The organism is Roseisalinus antarcticus, from assembly GCF_900172355.1.
Classification (GTDB): domain Bacteria; phylum Pseudomonadota; class Alphaproteobacteria; order Rhodobacterales; family Rhodobacteraceae; genus Oceanicola; species Oceanicola antarcticus_A.
In genome coordinates, this window is sequence record NZ_FWFZ01000015.1 from 31,853 (window position 1) to 54,499 (window position 22,647).

Annotated in this window: 22 protein-coding genes; 15 read left to right on the forward strand and 7 right to left on the reverse strand. The window is 69.0% G+C overall.

Annotated features, from left to right (window positions below):
• The first annotated feature begins 207 nt into the window (after positions 1 to 207).
• The 9 genes from ROA7023_RS13985 to ROA7023_RS14025 all read left to right on the forward strand — a co-directional run bounded on the left by ROA7023_RS13985 (position 208) and on the right by ROA7023_RS14025 (position 9,304).
• The gene (locus tag ROA7023_RS13985; RefSeq protein WP_085879661.1) at positions 208 to 1,353 is read left to right on the forward strand and encodes a M20/M25/M40 family metallo-hydrolase; all 1,146 of its coding nucleotides are present in this window, start codon (positions 208 to 210) and stop codon (positions 1,351 to 1,353) included.
• A complete protein-coding gene (locus tag ROA7023_RS13990) occupies positions 1,350 to 2,123 on the forward strand; it encodes a FadR/GntR family transcriptional regulator (protein ID WP_085879662.1) in 774 nt (257 codons plus the stop codon). Before ROA7023_RS13985 ends, ROA7023_RS13990 begins: the two co-directional genes overlap by 4 nt.
• Complete coding sequence (locus ROA7023_RS13995) at positions 2,120 to 3,079, forward strand: ABC transporter permease (protein ID WP_085879663.1); 960 nt, start codon at positions 2,120 to 2,122, stop codon at positions 3,077 to 3,079. The genes ROA7023_RS13990 and ROA7023_RS13995 overlap by 4 nt, the downstream gene beginning before the upstream one ends.
• Positions 3,076 to 3,921: an ABC transporter permease gene (locus ROA7023_RS14000; protein WP_085879664.1), complete on the forward strand. Its 846-nt coding sequence runs from the start codon at positions 3,076 to 3,078 to the stop codon at positions 3,919 to 3,921. Before ROA7023_RS13995 ends, ROA7023_RS14000 begins: the two co-directional genes overlap by 4 nt.
• Complete coding sequence (locus tag ROA7023_RS14005; RefSeq protein ID WP_085879665.1) at positions 3,918 to 4,790, forward strand: ABC transporter ATP-binding protein; 873 nt, start codon at positions 3,918 to 3,920, stop codon at positions 4,788 to 4,790. Before ROA7023_RS14000 ends, ROA7023_RS14005 begins: the two co-directional genes overlap by 4 nt.
• Positions 4,783 to 5,574 (forward strand): ATP-binding cassette domain-containing protein, encoded by a 792-nt coding sequence (locus tag ROA7023_RS14010; protein ID WP_085879666.1) that lies wholly within the window; start codon positions 4,783 to 4,785, stop codon positions 5,572 to 5,574. The genes ROA7023_RS14005 and ROA7023_RS14010 overlap by 8 nt, the downstream gene beginning before the upstream one ends.
• Positions 5,575 to 5,586: 12 nt before the next feature.
• A complete protein-coding gene (locus tag ROA7023_RS14015; protein ID WP_085879667.1) occupies positions 5,587 to 6,390 on the forward strand; it encodes an alpha/beta fold hydrolase in 804 nt (267 codons plus the stop codon).
• A 28-nt stretch (positions 6,391 to 6,418) separates the two neighbouring features.
• A complete protein-coding gene (locus tag ROA7023_RS14020; protein WP_085879668.1) occupies positions 6,419 to 7,981 on the forward strand; it encodes an ABC transporter substrate-binding protein in 1,563 nt (520 codons plus the stop codon).
• 186 nt (positions 7,982 to 8,167) lie between these two features.
• Entirely contained in the window at positions 8,168 to 9,304 is a 1,137-nt protein-coding gene (locus tag ROA7023_RS14025; RefSeq protein ID WP_234992228.1) for an NAD(P)/FAD-dependent oxidoreductase, read from the forward strand.
• Positions 9,305 to 9,425: 121 nt separating this feature from the next.
• Here the strand turns inward: ROA7023_RS14025 and ROA7023_RS25490 are convergent, their stop codons facing one another.
• Positions 9,426 to 9,557 carry a hypothetical protein gene (locus ROA7023_RS25490; protein WP_268808002.1) on the reverse strand — a complete coding sequence of 44 codons (132 nt, stop codon included), beginning with the start codon at positions 9,555 to 9,557 and terminating at the stop codon, positions 9,426 to 9,428.
• 423 nt (positions 9,558 to 9,980) lie between these two features.
• Here ROA7023_RS25490 and ROA7023_RS14030 point away from each other — a divergent pair, with 423 nt between their 5' ends.
• Together ROA7023_RS14030 and ROA7023_RS14035 are read left to right on the forward strand one after the other, a co-directional pair.
• Complete coding sequence (locus tag ROA7023_RS14030) at positions 9,981 to 10,868, forward strand: dihydrodipicolinate synthase family protein (RefSeq protein ID WP_085879670.1); 888 nt, start codon at positions 9,981 to 9,983, stop codon at positions 10,866 to 10,868.
• Positions 10,869 to 10,959: 91 nt separating this feature from the next.
• Positions 10,960 to 12,360, forward strand: a complete 1,401-nt coding sequence (locus ROA7023_RS14035; protein ID WP_085879671.1) for a CoA transferase — start codon at positions 10,960 to 10,962, stop codon at positions 12,358 to 12,360.
• A gap of 45 nt (positions 12,361 to 12,405) precedes the next feature.
• Here the strand turns inward: ROA7023_RS14035 and ROA7023_RS14040 are convergent, their stop codons facing one another.
• Both ROA7023_RS14040 and ROA7023_RS14045 read right to left on the reverse strand, forming a co-directional pair.
• Positions 12,406 to 13,458: a fatty acid desaturase gene (locus tag ROA7023_RS14040; protein ID WP_085879672.1), complete on the reverse strand. Its 1,053-nt coding sequence runs from the start codon at positions 13,456 to 13,458 to the stop codon at positions 12,406 to 12,408.
• A 340-nt stretch (positions 13,459 to 13,798) separates the two neighbouring features.
• Positions 13,799 to 14,473 carry an SDR family oxidoreductase gene (locus ROA7023_RS14045; protein WP_085879673.1) on the reverse strand — a complete coding sequence of 225 codons (675 nt, stop codon included), beginning with the start codon at positions 14,471 to 14,473 and terminating at the stop codon, positions 13,799 to 13,801.
• A 219-nt stretch (positions 14,474 to 14,692) separates the two neighbouring features.
• On the opposite strand from ROA7023_RS14045, the gene ROA7023_RS14050 reads away from it, so the two are divergent.
• The 3 genes from ROA7023_RS14050 (at position 14,693) to ROA7023_RS14060 (ending at position 17,323) form a co-directional block, all read left to right on the forward strand.
• A complete protein-coding gene (locus tag ROA7023_RS14050) occupies positions 14,693 to 16,069 on the forward strand; it encodes an NAD-dependent succinate-semialdehyde dehydrogenase (RefSeq protein ID WP_085879674.1) in 1,377 nt (458 codons plus the stop codon).
• Between the two features lie 108 nt (positions 16,070 to 16,177).
• Positions 16,178 to 16,774 carry an SDR family oxidoreductase gene (locus tag ROA7023_RS14055; protein WP_085879721.1) on the forward strand — a complete coding sequence of 199 codons (597 nt, stop codon included), beginning with the start codon at positions 16,178 to 16,180 and terminating at the stop codon, positions 16,772 to 16,774.
• 165 nt (positions 16,775 to 16,939) lie between these two features.
• Positions 16,940 to 17,323: a type 1 glutamine amidotransferase family protein gene (locus ROA7023_RS14060; protein ID WP_143535567.1), complete on the forward strand. Its 384-nt coding sequence runs from the start codon at positions 16,940 to 16,942 to the stop codon at positions 17,321 to 17,323.
• Positions 17,324 to 17,758: 435 nt separating this feature from the next.
• Here the strand turns inward: ROA7023_RS14060 and ROA7023_RS14065 are convergent, their stop codons facing one another.
• The 3 genes from ROA7023_RS14065 to ROA7023_RS24475 form a co-directional block, all read right to left on the reverse strand.
• The gene (locus ROA7023_RS14065; RefSeq protein ID WP_085879676.1) at positions 17,759 to 18,226 is read right to left on the reverse strand and encodes an SRPBCC family protein; all 468 of its coding nucleotides are present in this window, start codon (positions 18,224 to 18,226) and stop codon (positions 17,759 to 17,761) included.
• On the reverse strand, positions 18,223 to 18,501 hold the full coding sequence (locus ROA7023_RS14070) for a transcriptional regulator (RefSeq protein WP_234992229.1): 279 nt from the start codon (positions 18,499 to 18,501) through the stop codon (positions 18,223 to 18,225). Before ROA7023_RS14070 ends, ROA7023_RS14065 begins: the two co-directional genes overlap by 4 nt.
• Positions 18,502 to 19,158: 657 nt before the next feature.
• Positions 19,159 to 19,335, reverse strand: coding sequence for a hypothetical protein (locus ROA7023_RS24475; protein ID WP_159458519.1), 177 nt, complete (start codon positions 19,333 to 19,335; stop codon positions 19,159 to 19,161).
• Between the two features lie 292 nt (positions 19,336 to 19,627).
• Here ROA7023_RS24475 and ROA7023_RS14080 point away from each other — a divergent pair, with 292 nt between their 5' ends.
• Complete coding sequence (locus ROA7023_RS14080) at positions 19,628 to 21,175, forward strand: fused MFS/spermidine synthase (protein ID WP_234992230.1); 1,548 nt, start codon at positions 19,628 to 19,630, stop codon at positions 21,173 to 21,175.
• Positions 21,176 to 21,725: 550 nt separating this feature from the next.
• Here ROA7023_RS14080 and ROA7023_RS14085 read toward each other — a convergent pair.
• The gene (locus ROA7023_RS14085; RefSeq protein WP_200812518.1) at positions 21,726 to 22,424 is read right to left on the reverse strand and encodes a Gfo/Idh/MocA family protein; all 699 of its coding nucleotides are present in this window, start codon (positions 22,422 to 22,424) and stop codon (positions 21,726 to 21,728) included.
• Positions 22,425 to 22,647 lie beyond the last annotated feature (223 nt).

The window sequence follows — 22,647 nt, forward strand, 5'->3', positions numbered from 1 at the left end:
TCTGCCCTGGGAAAACGAATCGTTGGACAGATCCGTGCTAAAAGGTGCAAGGTTTAGACATTAAACCTTCTGGAGGCCGGACGGCTGACCCTGGACCACGCCATCGACACGCACGCGGAGCGGGCCTTCGACTTTCTCGAGGCGCTCGTCGCCTGCCCCAGCACCGTCGGGCAGGAGCAATCCGCCCTCGACGTCTTCGCGGCCGAAATGTCGGACATCGGGCTCGCGGTGACGCGCCTGCCCTTCCCCAATGGCCAGCTCGACGATGTGCGCGCGGGCGTCTCTCCCGCCTCCTGCGACGTGACGGCCGACCGGTTCCAGGTGCTCGCCGCGACCGAGGGCGCCGGGCCGCTTCACCTGCTGCTCAACGGCCATATGGACGTGGTGCCGGCAGAGACGCCGGAGATGTGGACCTCTCCGCCGTTCGAGGCCGCGCGGCGCGACGGACGCCTGCACGGTCGCGGGGCGGCGGACATGAAATGCGGCTTTGCCGTCGGGGCCCTCGCCCTGCGCGGGCTGCACGACGTCGCCCCGGACCTGTTCGCGGACCGACGGCTCGGCTTTCTGGCCGCGATCGAGGAGGAATGCACCGGCAACGGCACCTTCCTGTCGGTCCGCGATCACGGGGTCATCGCGCCGGAGGTGGTCGTGCTGGAACCGACCGGGCAGGGCCTGCTTGTCGGCGGGGTCGGCATCCTCTGGCTGGAGGTCACCGTCACCACCGAGGCCGGCCATGCCCATGGCGCGGGTGGCCGCGCCAACGTGGTCGATCTCGGGATGCAGCTTTTTGAGACGCTGAAGGCCTGGGCCGCCGAGACCAGCAGGACCCATCCCGATGCCGCGCGCCCGGAGACGGCGCATCCCTACGCGGTCAACCTGGGCAAGGTGCGGTCGGGCGACTGGACATCCACCGTGCCCTCCAGCGCGGTCTTCAACCTGCGCGTGGCCTTTCCTCGCGGCTGGACCCCGGACGATGCCGAGGCGCGGGTGCGCGACGTGATCGCGGGCTTTGCCGCGGCCCGGCCCGAACTGCGCCCCGCGCCGGACGTCCGGCTGACCGGCTTTCGCGCCCCGGGCTACCTGCTGGACCGCGACGCGCCGCTCGCCCGCGACCTCTCCGCCGCGCACCGCGCGGCCCACGGGGCGGACCCGGAGGTCTTCGCCATGGGCTCGACCACGGACGCCCGCACCTACTTGGAGTTCTTCGACACGCCGGCGATCTGCTTCGGCGCGACCGGGCACGACATGCACGGCACCGACGAGTCGGTGGAGCTGCAAAGCATCGTCGACGCGGCCCGCACCCTCGCCCGCTTCATCCTGATGCGCTTCGAGCGGACAGGAGGCCCGGCATGAGCCGCCGCACGGACGGACCGAGCCGGTCGGCGCTGTTCTCGGCCCCGATCGTCAACCGCCATGTGGCCGACGACGTGGTCGACAGGCTGGTCACTGCCGTCGCCCTCGGCCTCTACGTGACCGGGCAGCAATTGCCGACCGAGCGGGAGCTTGCGACGATGCTGGGCGTGTCGCGCACCTCGATCCGCGAGGCCCTCAAGCAACTGACCGAAAACGGCTATCTGGAGGTCCGGCGCGGCCGCAACGGCGGCTATTTCGTGTTGTCGGACTGGGGACCGAAATCGGCAGAGCACGTCCAGCGGCAGCTGGTGGCCAATTGGGACGAGTTCGAGCAGATCTTCGACGCGCGAGAGCTGGTGGAGCCGCTGATCGCCCGCACCGCCGCCCAGCGCCGGACCGAGACCGACCTGACCGCGATCCGGGCCGCGCTGCAGGATTACATCGACGCCCCCGATCACGACGCCTCGCGGAGCGCCGACAGCAGCCTGCACCTGGCTATCGCCCGCGCCACGCAGAACCATATCCTGGTCGAGATGTCGGTCGATCTGCGCACCCGCATCAGCCTCAACCTCGGCGCCGAGCCCTATACCGACGAGGTGCGCAGGCGCGCGATCGAGCAGCACAAGGATCTTGTGAGCGCCGTCGCCGAGGGCCGCGCGGAGGATGCCGCCAATATCGCGGCGGTGCATTTCACCCTGTCCGAGATGCTGATCCGCGACCTGGTCGAACGCGCGGCCAAGGTCGCCCAAGACAAGGAAACGGCGCCATGAGCCGGATGCTCTCCTTCACCCTGCGGCGGCTGCTGATCACGATCCCGGTGATGCTGGCGATGAGCGTGCTGGTCTTCATGATCATCCGCCTCGTGCCCGGCGACCCGGTCCGCACCATGCTGGGCTTTCGCGCCACCGACGCCAACGTGGCGGAGCTGCGCGATCAGCTCGGGCTCGACCGCAGCCTGTTGTCGCAGTATCTCTCGTGGCTCGGCAACCTTCTGCAGGGCGATCTCGGCACCGACATCATCAGCAAGGCGCCGCTGACGGAACTGCTGGCGCAGCGCCTGCCGGTGACGCTGGAACTGACGGGGCTGTCGATGCTGACCGCCATCGCCATCGGCGTGCCGCTGGGCGTCTGGTCGGCGACGGGCGGCCCTCTGGTCCGGCGCCTGACCGAAGGCTTCGTCATCCTCGGCATCTCGATCCCGGATTTCTGGCTGGGCATCATGCTCGTTCTACTGTTCTCGGGGATCTTCCTGCTGTTGCCGCCGTCGGGTTGGGTGCCCTTCGCCGAAGACCCGGTCGAGAACCTGCGGCGCATGATCCTGCCGGTCCTGACCCTTGCGGTCGGCGAGGCGGCCTATTTCCTGCGCACCACGCGCAGCGCCGTCGGCACGGTGCTGGAGCAGCCCTTCGTCACCTTCCTGCGGGCCAAGGGCGTCAGCCCCCGCCGCATCGTCTATGGCCACGCGCTGCGCAACGCGGGCCCCTCCATCGTCACGGTGATCGGCATCCAGGTCGGCGTCCTGCTGGGCGGCGCGATCATCATCGAGACCCTGTTCGCCCTGCCCGGCGTCGGCCGGCTGGTTGTCACCGGGATCACCCAGCGGAACTACCCGGTGGTGCAGGCCGGTGTCCTGACCATCGCCACGATCTTCATCGTGGTGTCGCTGCTGATGGACCTGCTCATCGGCTGGCTCGATCCGCGCGTGTCGGACGCGGGCACGTCATGAGCGCCGCGGTCGAGATCCGGGCCCGTCGGGGCCGGCGCAACCCGGCGCTGATCGTGGGCCTGGCGCTGCTGGGACTGCTGGGCGGCATCGCTGTCTTCGCGCCCTACCTCGCGCCGTTCGACCCCGAATCCTACGACATCCAGCAGATCATGGGCGCCCCGTCCTGGACCCATCCGTTCGGGTCCGACGTTCTGGGCCGCGACGTCATGAGCCGTATCTTCCACGGGCTCCGGGTCAGCCTGCTGGTGTCGCTCTCGGCCGTCGCGGCCTCGCTTCTGGTGGCGGTGCCGCTGGGGCTTCTGGCGGGCTATTTCGGATCCTGGGTGGACAGCGCGATCTCGCGGTTCCTGGACATGATCCTTGTGCTGCCGGCGATGCTGCTGGCGATCACCTTCATCGCCATCCTCGGCCCCGGCAGCGCGGTCGCGGCCCTGGCCATCGCCGTGATCTACCTGCCGATCCTGGCCCGGGTGATGCGCACCAGCACGCTGGTGGTGACACGCAACGACTACGTTCTGGGCGCCCGGGCGCGCGGGGCCAGCCACCTGCGGGTCATCGTCGGCCATGTGGCGCCCAATGCGCTGGGCCCGGTGATCGTGCAGGCCTCGGTGCTCAGCGCCTTCGCGATGCAGCTGGAGGCTGGCTTGAGCTTTCTGGGCCTCGGCACCCAGCCGCCCACGCCCTCGCTGGGCGGGATGCTGTCGGACGGCCGCGACGTGCTGACCGTGGCCCCCTGGGTCGAGATCTTTCCCGGCCTCGCGATCATGGCCGCGGTCCTCGCCTTCACCTTCATCGGCGCCGGCCTGCGCGAGGCCTTCGATCCGGCGGGGGTGTCGGAATGAGCCCGGTCCTCGATATCGCGCAGGCCGGTGTCCGCTTCGGGACGGGACCCGCCGCGGTCAAGGACGTCTCGCTTCGCGTCGCGCAGGGAGAGATCTTCGGCCTCGTCGGCGAAAGCGGCAGCGGCAAGAGCACCATCGCCAATGCCGTCATGGGTCTGCTTCCCGCCACGGCGCGGCTCGACGGCAGCATCCGTCTGAATGGCGAAGAGCTTGTGGGGCTGTCCGAATCCGCCCTGCGGGTGCGCCGGGGCGACGAGATGGCGATGATCTTCCAGGACGCCTCGGCCAGCCTCGATCCGACCTGGTCCGTCGGCGACCAGATCGCCGAGACCATCCGCGCCCACCGCCCGGTGTCGCGGGCCGAGGCGCGGGCCCGCGCCATCGCCCTGATGGGCGAGGTCGGGATCGCGGACGCGGCCCGGCGCTATCGCGACGTGCCGCACCGGTTCTCGGGCGGGATGCGGCAGCGGATCGTCATCGCGGCGGCGCTGGCCAACCACCCCAAGCTTCTGATCGCCGACGAGCCGACGACGGCGCTGGATGTCACCATCCAGGCGCAGATCCTCGAGCTGATCGACAGGTTGCGGCGCGACCACGGCACGACCGTCCTGCTGATCACCCATGATCTGGGCGTCGTGGGCCAGGTCTGCGACCGGGTCGGCGTGATGTATCGCGGCGAATTGCTGGAGGTCGCCACGACCGAAGACCTTTTCACCCGGCCGGCACATCCCTACACCCGCGCCCTTCTGGCCGCGAACCCCGCGGGGGCCGTGCGCGGCAGCCGCCTGCCGGTAATCCCGCAGGAATGGAGCACCGAGAGCCTCGATGCCGCCAACGCGGCCCGGGACCGGAGGGCGGCCCATGGCTGAGCTCTTGCAGGTCACGGGACTTTGCAAATCCTATCCCGCCGCGGGCCCCTGGTTCCGGCGCAGGCGGGCAGTGGCCGTCGACGACGTGTCGCTGTCCGTGGCGCGGGGCCGCACCCTGGGCCTTGTCGGCGAATCCGGCAGCGGGAAAAGCACCCTCGGCCGCTGCATCCTCGGCCTGACGCGGCCCGAGCGCGGCTCGGTCCTGTTCGACGGCACCGAGGTCCAGGACCTCTCCGGCAAGGCCCGGTCCGAGTTCCGCCGCCGGGTGCAACCGGTGTTCCAGGATCCCTGGGGCAGCCTCGATCCGCGCTGGCCCGTCGGGCGCAGCGTCCGCGAGGCGCTGGATTGCTTCGGCATCGGAACCCCGCGGGACCGCGCCGCCCGGGTGCGCGACCTCTTCGATCGCGTGGGCCTCGACCCCGCCCTGGCCCATCGTCGGCCCGACACCCTCTCGGGCGGCCAGCGACAGCGCGTCGCGATCGCCGCGGCCCTGGCCAGCGAGCCCGACCTGATCATCGCCGACGAACCGGTCAGCGCCCTCGACATGAGCGTGCAGGCACAGATCCTCAACCTGTTCATGGACCTGCAGAGCGACCTAGGCGTCGCGGCGATCTTCATCACCCACGACCTCGGCGTGGTGGAGCATGTCAGCGATGCGGTCGCCGTCATGTACCGCGGTCGCCTGGTCGAGACCGGCGATACCGACCAGGTCATGGGCGCCCCGCGCCACGACTACACCAGGACCCTGCTTGCCGCGATTCCAAGACCTCGCCACCTCGCCTGAAAGGAGACCCGAATGCCAAGCGCGACACTGAACGGCCTCACCATCAACTACGCGGTCGACAACCCCGATGGGGCCGAGACCATCGTCCTCGTCAACGGCCTGGCCGACGACCTGGAAAGCTGGGGCTTCCAGGTGCCGGCCTTCGTCGAGGCCGGCTACCGTGTGGTCAGCTTCGACAACCGCGGCATCGGCAAGTCCGACCGGCCTGCGGGCCCCTATACCTCCCGCCAGATGGCCGACGACGCCAAGGCGCTGGTCGACAGCCTCGGGATCAGCGACTTTCACCTGATGGGCGTGTCGATGGGCGGGATGATCGCGCAGGAATACGCGCTCGCCTACCCGGGTGACCTCAAGTCGGTGACGCTCGCCTGCACCTACGGCGTGGCCGACCCGTTCTGCCAGACCATGTTCGCCATGTGGGCCGACATCGCCCGCCAGATCAGCGTGCCGTTCGTGATGCGCGACGTCGCGCTCTGGGCCTTCACCGGTCCGTTCTTCGAGGACCGTCCCGCGGACGCGGCCGAGTTCGCCGACGCGATGGCGCAGCTCGACATGTCGGTCGAGGCCTATCTCTCGCAGCTCAACGTCATCCAGCAGCACGATGCCCTGTCCCGCGTCAGCGAGATCAAGGTCCCGACCCTCGTGCTGGCCGGCGAGGAGGACATCCTGATCCCCGTGCGCCTGTCCCGGCGCCTCCATGAGGCGATCCCGGGCGCGACCTGGGCCACGACGGCCGGCGGCCACGCCTGCCTTTGGGAAAGCCCCGACCCGTTCAACGCCACCTACCTCGACTACCTGGGCAGCCTTTCTGCCTGACGACACCCCCACACTGGAGAATGTTTCCATGACAGACGTTTCTCGACCCCCGACACCGCGCCCCTTCGGCGCCCGCCTGCTCGAGACCGCCGGCGCCCTTGCGACCGCGGTCGTCCTGGCATTGCCCGGTTCGGCCGCGCTCGCGCAGGATATCGTCCAGGGCGGCGACCTGCGCGCGGCCCTGACCGGCGAGCCCGACGTGCTCGATCCCGCGACGTCGTCGATCTATACCGGCGCACAGGTCTACGAGGGGATCTTCAACAAGCTGATCGACATCGCCCCCGACGGCACGTTCATCCCCGATCTCGCCACCTCGTGGGAGCAGACCGCCCCCACCACCTGGACCTTCACCCTGCGCGACGACGTGACCTTCCACAACGGCGAGGCTTTCACCTCGGCCGACGTGAAATACAGCTTCGAGCGCATCCTCGACCCCGCGACGGCCAGCGCCTATGCCGGGCTCTATACCCAGATCGACAGCATCGACACCCCCGATCCGACGACCGTGGTGTTCAACCTGAAATCCACCTTCGGCCCGTTCCTCACGAACATGGCGACCAACGGCCAGATCGTGAACCAGACCGCGATCGAGACCGGCGACCCGGCGCGCAGCCCGGTCGGCACCGGCCCGTTCGAGTTCGTGGAATGGGTGCAGGGCGACCACATCACGGTCACCCGCAACGAGGATTATTTCAAGGACGACCGTCCCTACCTCGACAGCATCACCTTCCGGTTCCTGCCGGTCGACCAGAGCCGGATCACGGCGCTGAGCACGGGCGAGCTTGACTGGGTCGATGCGATTCCGCTGCAGCTGGTCCCCAGCCTCAGCCAGGACGAACGCTTCAACTACGTCACCAGCCCGGTGGCCGGCATCCCCGACTACCTCGCAATGAACACCCAGGTCGCGCCCTTCGACGACGTGCGGGTCCGGCAGGCCGTGGCCCTCGCCATCAACCGCGAGGACATCCGCGCCGTCGCCTATCTCGGCACCGGCGAGCTGGGGCTGATCGAGATGCCGACGGGCTCCAAGTGGTATGACGACACCGGCGTCTTTGCCGCCGAACGCGATGTGGAGGCCGCCCGCGCCCTGCTGGCCGAGGCCGGCTATCCCGATGGCCTGAGCATCGAATACCTGGGCTTGACGCAATACCCCGAACTGCTCAAGACCGGCCAGGTCGTGCGTGAATCCCTCAAGGATATCGGCATCGACATGAATATCCGGGCGGTCGAGGTCTCGGTCTGGTTCGACGCCTTCGTCTCCGGCGGCTACCAGATCACCAGCGCCTACCAGGAGCGGACGATCGATCCGGACAACTTCTACACGCTGGTCCTGCGCTCGGGTGCGCCGGTCAACACGACGGGCTACGTCAATCCCGAGCTCGACGCCCTGATCGACGAGGCGGCGGCCGCCACCGACATGGAGGAGCGGATGGCGCTTTACCGGCAGGTGCGCGAGATCGCCCTGACCGACGCGCCCCTCGTCTTCACCCATTTCGAGACGCTGAACTACCTGATGAACGACAACGTCGCAGGCTCGACGATCACCCCGACGCTGAGCCTTCACATGGAAGACGTGGGCTTTACCGAGTGACCTGACCGGCCACCCCGGACGCACGACATCGCGCCATGCCCCGCAGACCGCCGGGGCATGGCGTCTTTCTTTCCGCAAGCGGCGCCAACCGCAAGGGCCCCAGGGCCCGCGCATTGCCCGCGGTGGCAATCGCATGCATGGTGGCCCGGGCCGGAACCAAGCGGACAACACTGGCGGAGACGCGGCGTGAGCAGCCATGATTTCGATACGATCGTGATCGGCGCGGGGGCCATCGGGCTGGCCTCGGCCCGGGCCCTCGCCGAACGCGGGCAGAGTGTTCTGGTGGTGGAAGCCAACGACCGGCCGGGCGAAGGGACCACCTCGCGCAACAGCCAGGTCGTTCATGCCGGGCTCTACTACCCCACCGGCAGCCTCAAGCACCGGTTCTGCGTCGACGGGCGCCGCATGCACTATGATTTCATGGAGGAAACCGGCGTCGACCACCGCAAGTGCGGCAAGCTGGTCGTCGCGACCAGCGAGGCCGAGGAAGAGCGGCTGGCCCGGATCATGGCGCTTGGCACTGCAAACGGGGTCGAAGGGCTGACCCTGTTGTCGCGGCAGCAAAGCGAAGAGATGGAGCCGGAGGTGACGGCCACGGCCGCGCTCTGGTCGCCCGAAACCGGGATCTTCGACGTGCACGGCTACCTGATGCGGCTGCTGGCCATCTTCGAGGACAACGGCGGGCTGCTCGCCCTGCGGACCCCGGTCACGCGGGTCGAGGCGACGGGCGACGGCTTCACCGTCACCACGGGCGGCGACGATCCCGCCACGGTCTCCGCGCGTCGGCTGGTCAACGCGGCCGGGCTCCGGGCGCCGGAAATGGCCGCGAAGATCGAAGGCCTGCCGCGTGAGGCTGTGCCCGAGCAATGGCTCGCCAAGGGCTGCTATTTCAGCCTGCAGGGTCGGGCGCCGTTCTCGCACCTGATCTACCCGGTGCCGGTGGATGGCGGGCTCGGGGTTCACGCGACGCTGGACATGGCCGGCACCATCCGTTTCGGGCCCGACGTGACCTGGCTGAAGGCCGGGACCGCGCCGGCCGACCTCGATTATTCCGTGCCGCCCGAACAGGCGGCGGCCTTCGAGGAGGCGATCCGGCGCTACTGGCCGGGCCTGCCGGACGGGCAGCTCTCGCCCGATTACAGCGGGGTACGCCCGAAGCTGCGGGGGCCCGGCGACGGCTTCTTCGACTTCGATCTGCAGACCGAGGCGGCGCATGGCGTCCGGGGCCTCGTCAACCTCTTCGGCATAGAGAGCCCCGGCCTGACCGCCTCGCTCGCGATCGGTAGGGCGGTAGCGGACGACCTCGCGCCGGGGTCCGGCTAGCCGGACCCCGACCTCCGGGCCGGGCACCGATCTCCGGGCCGGACCCATGATCCTGGACGCCGGACGAGTCGCCTTGCGCCCGGCGTTGCCGACCGTCCCTTTGTCCCGTCCCTTTGTCGACTTACTTGCGCTTCTTGGCGCCAAGGGTCAGCGGCGCCACCACGCCGGCATTCGCCGTCGCCGGCACCTTGGTCTTTTCCTGCTTGGGCTTCTTCACTTCCTTGTTGCCGCGCTTGTTGTTGCCTTTGCCCATCTTGTCCTCGCATGTTGAGATGACCCGGCCGCGATCTGCGGTCCGGGCGGTTCGCCTTGAAAATCCCCTTGAACGTCAGGGGTGTCTGACAAGAAGTCAGGGTAATGATCCGGAAAAGCGTGCAAGGCGCTTTCTGCGGCAGCGATGCACCTCTCGATGATATGACCGGCCGGGCCGGCCTGCAAGCGACCTTGCCATCCGGGCCGGTTGATGTTCTTTGCTGGACCGCCCGTCACGGACGGACCCGCATTGTCTTCGAGGGCCCCGCAGGGCGCATGTGATCCGGGCCGATCCGTCGGCAATGGACGCCCATCGGCCCGATCTTTCGGCCCGGTGGCCCGCCGAAGGGGACGCATCAGACCGGAGAGGCGTGCAGGATGCCGCTGACCACGTAGGCTTTGACACCAAAGGAACGGTGAAGGAATGACCGAAACAGATCTCAAGGGGGTTGTCGCGGCAATCCCGACGCCTTTCGACGCATCGGGTCAGCCCGATCTGCAACGCTTCGTCAAGCTGGCCGAGCACCTTCTGGCCAACGGCTGCGACGCGCTCAACGTCTGCGGGACGACGGGCGAGGCGACCTCCATGAGCCTGCGCCAGCGCCAGGACGTGATGCAGGCCGCCTCCGCCTCCCTGCCCAAGAGCAAGCTCATGGTCGGCACCGGGGCCGCGGCGACCGCGGATGCCGTGGAGCTGACGAAAACGGCGGCTGAGATGGGCTTTGCCGGTGCGCTGTTGCTGCCGCCGTTCTACTACAAGGGCGTAAGCGACGACGGGATCGCAGCCTACCTGCGCGAGGTCATCACCGCGACCGAGGCCTCCGCCCTGCCGATCTACCTCTACAATTTCCCCGCCCTGTCCGGCCTGACCTATACGCCCGAACTGGTGGGCCGGCTGATGGACGAGTTTCCCGGCCGGATCCGCGGGGTGAAGGATTCCTCGGGCGACATGCCGTATGCCCGCGCCCTTGCCGGGTTGAAGGACGGGGCGCTCGACGTCTTTCCCAGCAACGAAGGCACCCTGTCCGAGGCCCGCGGCGGCGCTTTCGCCGGCTGCATCTCGGCCACGGCAACACTGTCCAGCCCCTGGTGCGCGGCCGTCTTCCACAAGGGCGATGACGCGGCGCTGGAGACGGCCGTGGCGATGCGGAAAGTGCTGTCCACCGGCGCCCTCATTCCCAACATCAAATCCGCAGCCGGCGGGATGATGGATGACGACGCCTATGCCCGGGTCCGCCCTCCGTTGGTCGCGCTGAACGAGACCGAGGCTGCGGAGCTTGCCGCAAAGCTGGCGACCCTGACAAAGGCATAGCGCGGCCGAAGGCGCGTCACCGCAGGCATCTGGGCGCATATCCCCCGGTCGCGGTGACGCGGGACCACCGGCGAATAGAGCGGACGATGGGATGCAGAGTGTTTTCGTGCCGCAGATCGACGAGGCCCTCGGCCCTGCGCCGACGCCCGACACGACCCTGCATCCGACCGGCACCGCCGAGCTGCCCTCCTGCTTCGCGGTCTCGGATCTGGCCACCGCCAGCATCGGCGCCGCGGCGCGGGAGCTGGCGGCACTGATGGGCGCCCGGCAGGCGCAGGTCGACCGGCGCCTGGCCTCCCTGTGGTTCGGCATGACCTTGCAGCCCGAGGGCTGGGATCTGCCCGCAGCCATGGACCCGCTGGCCGGCGACTACCCTGCGCGGGATGGCTGGATCCGGCTCCACACCAACGCGCCCCGCCACCGCGAGGCGGCGCTCGGGGAGCTGGGGTGTGCCCCGGACCCGGCCGAGGTGGCGGCCCATGTGGCCGCGTGGTCCGGCCCGGCGCTGGAGCAGGCGATCATTGACGCGGGCGGTGCTGCCGCCGCGATGCGCAGCCTTGCGGACTGGGCGCAGCACCCGCAGGGCCGGGCGGTCGCCGCCGAACCGCTGATCGCCTGGCAGGTGGCGGGCGATCGTCCCCGCCCGGCAGCACTGCAGGGGCTGAAGGTTCTGGACCTCACCCGGGTGCTCGCCGGGCCCGTCGCCACACGATGCCTTGCGGGCTTCGGCGCGGACGTGCTGCGCATCGACCCGCCATGGTGGCGCGAACCGGGGCTGGAGCCCGAGGTGACCCTCGGCAAACGCCGAGCGGGGCTGGATTTGCGGGACCCGGAGGATCGGAGCCTGTTCGACACGCTTCTGTCTCGGGCCGATGTGCTGGTCCATGGCTATCGGCCCGGCGCCCTCGCGGGGCTCGGATATGACGCGGCACAACGGCGCAGGATCGCGCCCGGGATGATCGAGGTCAGCCTCTGCGCCTACGGCTGGACCGGGCCCTGGGCGCGGCGGCGCGGCTTCGACAGCCTGGTGCAGATGAGTTGCGGCATCGCCGATCACGGCCAGCGGCTGGCCGGGGCCGGGCGGCCGCAGCCCCTGCCGGTGCAGGCGCTGGACCATGCCACGGGCTACCTGATGGCCGCGGCCGTGCTCCGGGCGGTCCGGGCCGCGAACGAGACCGGAGAGGTTCGATCGGCCCGACTTTCCCTCGCCCGGGTCGCGCAGCTGTTGGTGCAAACCGCGCGAACGGCGTTTTCGGGGGCCGAGGTCAAGGTCGCTCCCGCGGACCTTGCGCCCGGCACCGAAGCGACCGACTGGGGCCCGGCCCGTCGGCTGCGGTTCCCGATCCGCATCGACGGCCGGGGTCCCGACTGGCCCCGTCCCGCGGGCCGGCTTCGAACGGGGGGCGCCTGTCTGGTGACATGGCGCCCGTTGCGCCGAAGCGAGGGCGTGCCCGGCACCCGGTGGATGGGCAGAATGCCGGGCGTGCCCTGAAAGGGCGCGGGGCCGGAGCCCCGGGACCACAAAGCGGCCGTCGCCTCAGGCCGTTCGGGCGGCGCGGAAGGAGACGAGCCGGCGGCTCTTTTCGTCCCAGAGCTGCTTGCCGACGCAACCCAGGCTGTCGCGCAGGGTCAGGCGCTGGCTCTCTGCAAGCTGGGGGTGATCGCGCAGGATCTCGGGCAGGCGGTAGAACGGCACGCGGCTTTGCAGGTGGTGCACGTGATGCATGCCGATATTGGCGCTGAACCAGCGCAGCGGGCCGGGCAGGACGTAGTAGGAGCTGCCGTGCAGGGCCGCGTGCTGCAGCTGCCAGTCGTCCTCGTGATCCCAGTTGGTCTCTTCGAACTGGTGCTGGACGTAGAACAGCCAGACGCCGATCGACGCGGCGACCAGCATCGTGGGCAGGAAGACCAGGCCGAGCACGGCAAGCCCGCCGTAATAGCCGATGACGACAAGCAGCAGCGCGATGGCGGCATTGGTCCCCATGGCGCTGATCCAGTAGCGGGCCCCCTCGCGCATCAGGCCCACCGGCATCCGGTACTGGACAAAGAACAGAAAGAACGGCCCCAGGCAAAAGAGCACGAACGGGTTGCGGTAGAGGCGATAGCGCAGCCGGCCCGCCGCCGAGAGGCCCCGGAACTCGGCGACGGTGAGGGTATGGACATCGCCCATCCCGCGCTTTTCCAGATTGCCCGCAGAGGCGTGGTGCTTGGCATGCACGCGGCGCCAGACGTCATAGGGGGTAAGCGTGACCACCCCGATGACCCGCCCGACCCAGTCGCTCAGCCGGCGGTTCCTGAAGAAGGCGGCATGCCCGCAATCGTGCTGGATCATGAAGAGCCGGACCAGGAACGCCGCGTTCAGCACCGCGAGGGACGCCGCCAACAGGTAGCTTACCTGCAGGCTCCACCAGGCCAGCGCCCAGAGCGTCACGAAGGGGACGGCCGTGACCAGCAGCTCCCAGGAGCTTCGCCAGCCGGAAGGCTCGCGATACTGTGACAGGATGACCACCCAGTCCCGCGCGGCGCGGGTCTCGCCCCCGGCCGGAGGATCCGCATCGGGGCGAGGTTGGGGCGGGGTTAGGTCTTGCATATGGGGCGGTTCGCTTCATTGGCCGAAAGTGACGGTCCTCCGCCCGGGCGCTCTGCCTGCCGGGCAGCGCCCTTGATGCAGCCTCTGCTCGTGGCGCAAGATCCCGGTTCGATCCCGTGGAAAAGGCACACGCGCGGCATCGAACCGGGCGCATCGGCGGATCGCGGCCGTCCTCGGACCGCAACCTGCCGACCCGTCCCTATCCCGGATGATCGCGGGCGTCCACTCGTTCCGGCTGCGCCGCCCGCGGTCCGCCGCAAGCCTTGCACCTACGGGGTGCCGGCCAGGGCCCCGCTGCGCCCTTGGCGTAGCAGCCGCAGGCCCGCGCCCCTGTAGATCGTCACTGCGTCGGCATCAGGAAGATCTCGTTGGTGGCGCAGCGCGGATCGGCCTCCAGCGCGAAGAGGGCTGCGCGGGCCACGTCCTCGGGCTGCAGCTTGTCGGGCTTGGGCTCATCGAAGAAGCCGGTGTTCACCATGCCCGGCGCGACGATGGTGCAGCGGCCGCCGAAGGACTTCATCTCTTCGGACAGGTTGCCGCCGTAGCCGTGGATGAACCATTTCGACGCGCCGTAGACCGATCCGGGGATGTGGACGCGTCCCGCAGCCGAACCCGTCAGCAGCAGGTGCCCCGCCCGGTCCTTGAGGTGCGGCATCGCGGCCTTGACCGTCCAGAGGACGCCCATGATGTTCACGCCGATCATCTTTTCCCATTCCTCGGGATCGCCCGCATCGGTGCCCGAGGCCGACAGCCCCATCCCGGCATTGGCGAAGGCCGCATCCAGCCCGCCGGTCTTGTCGACCAGCTTTGCGATCGCGGTCTTCTGGCTGTCGAGGTCGGTGGCGTCGCCGGGCAGGGCGAGGGCCTTGTCGCCGAGCTCGTCCACCAAGGCGCCCAACTTGTCTTCGGAGCGCGCGAACAGCCCGACCTGCCAGCCCTTGGCAACTGCCTCGCGGGCCGTGGCCGCCCCGATGCCGCTCGATGCGCCGGTGATGAAAAGTGTCTTGGTGCTCATGTCTTGTCCATTCTGTGCGTGTCTGTGGCGGGCCCCTGAGAGCCATGTGCAGGGCCAACGCGCCCGCGCCGGTTCCGTTGCATGGCCTGCCCCTGCCGCCGCGTCAGCCGGATCGACGGAGCCGGGCCAATGCCCGGAGGTCCGGCCGTCGCGACATCGCAGAGACGGAACGAAGGCCAGCACGGCGCGTTGATCGGGGGACATCCTGAAGGGAACCCCATGCAGACGATCACGACCATCAATCCCGCCACCGAGGAAAGCCTCAAGACCTACGACCTGATGACGGAGCAGGAGGCGACGGACCGCGTCGAGGCCTGCCACGCCGCCTTCGAGGACTGGCGCAAGCAGTCCCACGAGGACCGCGCGACCTACCTGCAAAAGCTCGCCGCGACCCTGCGTGAGCATGCCGACGAGCTGGCCGCCCTGATGACCCGCGAGACCGGCAAACTGCTCAAGGACGGGCACACCGAGGTCGAGATCTGCGCCGCGATCTGCGACTACACCGCGCAGACCGGCCCCGGGGCGCTGGCCGACGAGGACCGCACACATGCCGGCGGCGACAAGCCGGGGGTCGTCAGCTACCAGCCGATCGGGGTGATCTACTCGATCCAGCCCTGGAACTTTCCGCTCTATCAGCCGATCCGGGTGCTCGCCGCCAACCTGATGGCCGGCAACGGCTGCGTGCTGAAGCACGCCACCATCTGCACCGGCTCGGCGCTCCGCCTGCGCGAGCTCTGCATCGAGGCCGGGCTGCCCGAGGACCTGTTCCAGGTGGTGGTGATCGACCACGACGTCAGCGACAGGCTGATCGCCCACCCAAGGGTTCGCGGCGTGACCCTGACGGGCAGCGACGGCGCCGGCCGGCATGTCGGGGCCGAGGCCGCCAAGGCGCTGAAGAAGACCGTGCTCGAGCTGGGGTCGAACGACGCCTACCTGGTGCTCGAGGATGCCGATATCGAGACGGCGGTGAAATACTCGCTGATGGGGCGGCTCTACAACAATGGCGAGACCTGCGTGTCCGCCAAGCGCTTCATCGTAACCGACAAGGTCTATGACGCCTTCGTCGACGCGTTCGTGGCCCAGATGAAGGCGGTCACCATGGGCGACCCGACCGAGGAGTCGAGCCAGCTCGGGCCGCTGTCCAGTCAGGACCAGTTCGACGCGGTCAAGTCGCAGGTCGAGGACAGCGTCGCCAAGGGCGCCAAGGTGCTCTGCGGTGGCGACGCGCCCGACGGCACCGGCGCCTGGTACCCGGCCACGGTGCTGGCCGATCTGGCACCCGGCATGCCGGCGTTCGATGACGAGATCTTCGGACCCGTCGCCTCGATCATCCGCGCCAAGGACGACGCGGATGCCATGCGCCTTGCCAACGACAGCCGATACGGCCTCGGCGGCGGCATCTTCTCGAAGGACGAGGCCCGCGCCACCCGGCTGGCACGCGACCATTTTGACACCGGCATGGTCCATATCAACTCCTTCGGGGCCGCCGATCCCAACATGCCGTTCGGCGGGGTCAAGGACTCGGGCTACGGCCGCGAACACGGCGGCTTCGGCCTGAAGGAATTCGTCAACGTGAAGTCGATCTTCATGCCCTGACACTCCGTGGCCCGCCGGGGGCGCGGCCAATCCGACACCCGGCGTTCGGGCGGTCCTTCGGGGGCCGTCCCGGACGCGCATCCAGACAGTCAGGAAATACCCATGAGCATGACCATCCTCGTCGCCGGCGCCACCGGCAAGACCGGCCAACACCTCGTCCGCGGCCTGCTGGCGCAGGGCCACGAGCCCACCGCCCTCGTCCGCGAAAGTTCCGACACCAGCGCCCTGCCCGAGGGCGTCGCCCTGCGCCACGGCGACCTTGCCGACCTGCAGCCGGGCATCTGCGACGGAATGCAGGCGGTGGTTTTCGCCGCAGGCTCCGGCGGCTCCACCGGCCCCGAGATGACCGACAAGGTCGACCGGGACGGCGCGATCCGCCTGATCGACCTGGCCCGCGGCGCGGGGGTGGAGCGTTTCGTTATGCTCAGCTCCGTGGGTGCGGACCAGTCCGACCCGCAGGGCAAGCTCGCGCACTACCTCAAGGCCAAGCACGACGCCGACGCGCATCTGCAGGGCTCGGGCCTGACCTATGCGATCCTGCGGCCGGTCGCGCTGACCGACGAAGGACGCGGAGAGGACGTGATCCTGGGCGCGGAGGTGGACAAATCCGCCAAGGCCTCCCGCGCGGACGTGGCCCATGTGCTGGCCGAGGCCGCCACCTCCGGCCGCTACGACGGCACCGCGCAGGACATGCAATCCGCCTGACCCTGCGCAATGGTCGCGGGGGCACGAGAGGTCCCCGCGACACGAGACGTCCGGCCCCCTGGGTCCCGACGAATCGCGGCCCGGCAAGCGGCGTCACCGCCCCCGGCGGACAACGAGGGGTCCTTGTCCTGTTCGGCAAGGGACATGGTCGTCCGGGGTCGGACCATGGCACACAATGAGACATTTCGGACCGGGGGCCCGACCCGCAGCGTCACGATGGTCACCTACGCCGACGCCCAGATCCTCGATGTGGGCGGCCAGCTCGAGGTCTTGACCGGGCGCGGTATTTCCTGCCCGCGGGGCCGGCGCCGTATTCGGCGTGCTGGACGGCCGCCGGGCCAGAACCGACTGGTGTTGGTGCCCAGGTGGTGGTGCCCGATCCTCGAACAGCGCGACCCGAAGGTGCACGTGGGCCAAGATGCGATCTTCCTGCGTGACGGCAACGTCTGGACCTCCGCCGGATTGACGGCCGGGATGGACCCGGCGCTGACGCTGGTCGAGGTGCCGTCGGACATGAGATCGCCCTCCAGGTCGCCCGCTACAACGTGATGTACATGATGCGCCCGGTCGGCCCGTCGCAGTTGCGTCCACCTTTCGGGCGCAACGGGCCGAGGACCCGGCGATCAACGCCACCCTCCCCCATATCCTGCCCCCCCCGGTGCGCCGCTGTTCGTGACGGCGCTGGCCGGGGTCGAACAGATCGCGCTGCAATTCGGGTTCCGGAACGCCGGACGGATGCGCCGCGCGGTGCAACGCCACCTCGCCGTCGACGACACCGATTATCGCGACCGGTTCCGCGGTCGGCAGGCCGATGCCACCGGGTCGTCGGCTGAAGAGCCGACTTTCCGGATCATGCCATTTTTTCGGATCCTGAATCGATTGCGAGGCCACACATTTCGTTTCCCTGTCATCCATGACTGGAAACGCGAGCGCGACGGACCCGCGTGCGGACAAGGGGACGACTGGCGCAGTGTCCACTTTCGTTCACTCAAGCGACCGGGCGTATTCCTCAAGCTGTGTCGCGACGATGCCCCAGCCATCGTGGAACCCCATGTCTTCGTGGCTCTGACGGGCTTCCGGGGATCGGTGCCGCGCTGTCGCGGTGTAGGTCGTTCCGCCATCCCCATTGTCGGCAAACTCGATGATGGCCGTCATGAAGGGATCGACGGCGGGCTTCCATCCTTCGCTATAGGTGTCGGTGAAGACCAGGCGTTCCCCGTCGACAATTTCGAGATAAACGCCCTCGCTGTCGATCTTCTTGCCGTCGACGTCCATCGTCATGTTGAACCTGCCGCCCACCCGCAGGTCGATTTCACAGGCATCGACGCGATGGGGTTTCGGCACGAAGAAGTTCTTGATGTGTTCCGGTGTTGTCCAGCACTCCCAAATCACGGCACGGGGCGCATCTATCGTCCGGGTCAAGGTCAGGTCAGTTTTCGGGTCGAGTCTCAATTGCTGCGCTCCTGCATGGGGTTCTTGATATGGTGATAAAAGCAGTAGAGCCGTCGCGCCCGGGATTCACTCTGTTTGGTCAGCCAATTCTTGATGGGCGTGAAGGCATCGGGGGCCAGTTCGCACCTCGGCGGTCGCCCTATTTTCTTCGATGTGACGAGCTTGGAGCCTTCGGGCTTCTTCAGATTCTCCATGAACGAAGGCAGCGACATGTCGTGCGGCTTGGCCAGCCCGCGCACGGTCGCATCGCCCCGGGCCAGACGTTGACGGATCATGCGGCGCGTCGGTCGGCAAGTGCCGAGAAGCAAGGGTCCAGTCTGGCATCATGCTTGGGCATACGCCGAGGTATTGCGAAAAGCTTGCGCGATCAAGTTACTCAGGAAAAACCCTTGGTGATGTCGGGGCTGCCGTTCGCTGCATCCCGACGAATGAGCATCACGGGTTCGGAGCCGACTGTGCCTTGAAGAGACAATGGTCATCGCCCCCCCAAATGGCGTGGGCGGATCCGCTGGCGTGCGGCCTCGCGCATGGTCCACCACCGGGATCGGCGTCCGGACCGTCGGGGTCCCGGCCGAAGGAAGGCCGGAAAAAGGCTTGTGCTTCCGCACCCTTGCCTCTGGGAAAGAGTGGGGCCACCGTCAGATGGTCTCGTTTGGATGTCCCTGTAGGTGCTTCCTGACAGGTCGGAAGACAGGACAGCTCCCCGATATCTCAGAGCGTTGGCGGCCTCGCCGCGCTGGTCTGCGGCGCCACATGCGTGATCGGCTTCGCCCTGGTCGTCACGCTGCCCGCCCCGCCGGGCGATCGCACAGCCATGATCGACGCGCGAGCCGCGGTCGATTTCAACGCCGTTGCGCACGGGCTGCCGATCGCCAGGAACACCGCGATTTACCTGGTCAGCGCCATGACGATGGCGGTGCCGGCGATGGCCGTCACAGCGGCTGTCCGGGGCCCTGCCGGGCTGGGCGGCGGTCGCGCAGGGCTTCGGCCTGATCCAGGCGGCGCGGGCCCTGGCCGCGGGCATGAACGCCGATGTCGCGGTGGAACAGGCCGCGTATCTCCGGCCTGCCGACCCCGGGGCCACGGCCCTTGTCCAGAGTCTGCTGCATTTGGTCGGACCGGGCCTCGGTGGCGGCAATATGATCGCGGGCAACGTCTGGATCGCCTGCGTTGGCCTCGCCGGAGGGACAAGCCGCCTGGGCGAGGGGATCGTCGGCCTGGGCCTGATGACCGGCACAGGCGGCGTGCCGACCCTGGTGCCGGTCATCATCGATGCGGCCGGCGGCGTCCCCGGCCTCGGGCCATCGCCTGGTTCCTGTCGGTCGGGGTGGCCGCGCGGCGCGCTCCCTCTCGCCGACTGGCCCGCGCCGGGGCCGATAGAGCCTTTCATCGCGGGCCGGCTTGGGCCAGAACGCCACAAGGGTCGGGACAGCCAGCGTCTCGACCGACACGCAGGAGGCCGACATCCGATTTTCGACGACAATCGCACTGATACTGGTGCTGTCCGCCGTGGGTCTGACCTACGAGATCGCCGCGGGCCGGGTGCTGGCGCCCTTTTTCGGCACTTCGCTGCTGACCTGGACGGTAGTGATCGCCACCGTTCTGGCCGGCTTTTCGCTTGGCAGCGCCCTCGGCGGGCTGGTGGCGGAACGACCTCGGCCCCGCGCCGTCCGAGGCGTCCGCAACGCGCTGATCGCGACAGCCGTGCTGATGGCGGTCTCTCCGACCATCCTGGGCCTGGTCCATGCCGGGGGCGCACGGGGGACGGGCGGCATGCTGCTGAGCGTCTTCGTGACCTTCTTCCCCGCCTCGGTGTTCGTCACCGTGCCCTCGCCCCTGCTGGCCAGGATCGCGATGGAGGCCCGGCCGGGACGCGAGGGCTCGTCCCTTGGCCTGGTCCTGGCGGCCGGATCGCTGGGGGCGATCCTTGGTGCGATCCTGGCCGGGTTCGTCGCCCTTCCCCTCGCGGGCTCGGTGGCGACCTTCGCCGGTTGCGGGGCGGCCGCCCTTCTTTGCGTGCCGTTCGTCCGCGACGGCGGGTCCGGCGGCACGCGGCCCGGGCCGAGCGACGGCGAGGCCCCGACCCAGCCGGTGGTCGCCATCGCCGCGGCGGCCTTCATCGCCGTTGCGGGTGTCGCCGGCGCGCCGGCCTGCATGTACGAATCCGGCCTCTCCTGTCTGCATGTCACGCGCGAGGACGGCGAGGTCCGACTGTTCTCGGACCGCACCATGCAGGCGGCAGAGCGGGTCGCCCGGAACGGCGCGGATACCGCGACCGGCCCCGGGCTCGCCCTGCCCTACACGCAATGGATCTGGGCGCGGATGGAACGCGACCTCGGGCCGGCCCCCACGGTGCTGTTCATCGGTGGGGGCGGCTATACGCTGCCGACGAAACTGCTGGCCATGCGGCCGCGGGCCGAGGCGGTGGCGGTCGAGATCGACCCGCTGGTGACCCGCGTGGTGCAGCGGCACATGCCCCGGGCCGGAGAGATGATCGCGCAGGCGGGCCATGACCCGACGCAGGCGGGGGCGAGCGGGCGGCTGGGCATCGTCCATGCCGACGGACGGGTCTATCTGGAGGAGACGGAGCGCCGCTTCGATGCCGCCGTCATGGATGCCTTCTCCTCCGGCTCCGTCCCCGCCCATCTGGTCACGCGCGAGACTTACGAGCGCCTGCGGAGCATCGTCGACGGCCCTGTCTATGTGAACCTGATCGACGCAACCGACGGCCCGCTGGCCCGCGGCGTCCATGCCATCCTGGTCGAGATCTATCCCCATGTGGAAGCGGTGCAGGGCCCGCTGAGCTCTCGCGGGCGGCGCAATATCGTGCTGGCCGCCGCGCCGGGGCCGCTCGACACCCTGGACGACCTGCCCGAGGGCTATGAGCCCGCCCGGATCTCGCCCGCCCGCGCGTTCACCGACGACAAGGGCTGGGTCGGGCATCGCTAGATTTGGCGCATGGAGACGCATCGGCATGCCGACAAACGTAGCCCCGGATCGCAAGGCGGTGCGGACAGATCTGTCGTGCTCGGAGGTTGGAAGCGCGACGGCGCACTTCGCAGAGAGGTCGTGCCCGTTTCAGACGCCCCCGGCCATCGTGATCATTGGTGCCCGGCCGGGCAATCGTCCTTCCACTGGCGACCACACTTCCGGACCGCAATGATCGGGAGGGCCTCGTGCGCAAGGATGGCGGCGCGAGCCACGCCATGCCCTTGCAGATGCGGATCAGCAGCGGTCTCCGCCACAGGAGCAACGCGTCGTCGCCCGACTAGCGCCTGAAGCGGGAGCGGGCGGGTGGTGGCTGTCCCATGCGCGGCGCCCGACAGCATGGGGTCAAGACGGGCATTCTTCGCCGTCAGGATCGTGACAGGACGCCCATCTGTCTCGTGTCACACGTTCTGCCCAATCGGACCTTGCAAACGGGCCATGTCTTCGCCGCCCGGCCCGCCCACGGCCCGCCCCCCCTCAGCGAGGGGACGCGGGAGGTTGGCCTCGCCCGTCAGGCTTCGCGGCGGACGACCTGCAACGGGCTGACCGGATCTGCCAGACGCGCCGAGGCCAGCGCCGCGAAGCAATTGGCCAGCGAGTCGAGGTTGCCACGCGCCGCGTTCCCGGGCACGCCGCCGGTCTCGAAGGCGACCAGAAGCGCCCCCATGGTCCCCGCGAAGCCGTCGTTGAACCACTGGCCCGTCAGCGTCGGGCGGGCAAAGGCGCCCTCGGTGTGACGCTCCTCCACCCGAGATCCGAGGTCCGGCCCGTATGACGGCAGGCTGCCCCTGGACCCGGCGAAATGGGTGCGGTCCCGTGCCCCGAACCGGGTGGCGGCGTCGAAGTCGAGACTGGCCCGGGCGTCTTCGAAATCCATCATCGCGAAGGCGCCCATCGGCGGCGCCACCCCCGCGGAGGGGATCGTCTTCGCCCGGGCGAAGACGCTGTTTGCCCGGCTGCCGGTGATCGAGGTCTCGAAGTCGACCCAACGCACCCCGAAGTCATGGAGCACCAGATCGCTGACCGCTTCGACCGGCGTCCGCTTGACCCACCGGTTGACCCACCGGTTGACTCTCAGGCGGCTCCAGTGAAGGCCGCAATGCAGCCCGACGACCTCTCCGTTCAAGTCCCCGCGCACGGCGGCCCGCATCCTGGCCATATGCGGCGCCCAGCGGCCGTTCTGGTTCACGGCGAGCGGCAGCCCCCGCATGTCGGCCAGGTCGCACGGCCGCTTGCGGGTCGCGGGACATGATGACCGGCACGGCAAAGCCATGGGCCCGACAGGCGTCGAGATGCGCGAAGGGATCCCCCCCCCGACCAGCGCGATGCCGTGGGGCCCGGTCGGCCTGGGGGGGGGGGGGGGGGTAGTCCACCTCCGGCCCCGGGACCTCGGTGGCTTTCGCCGCCACCATGGCGCAATCGTCGCGATCCGC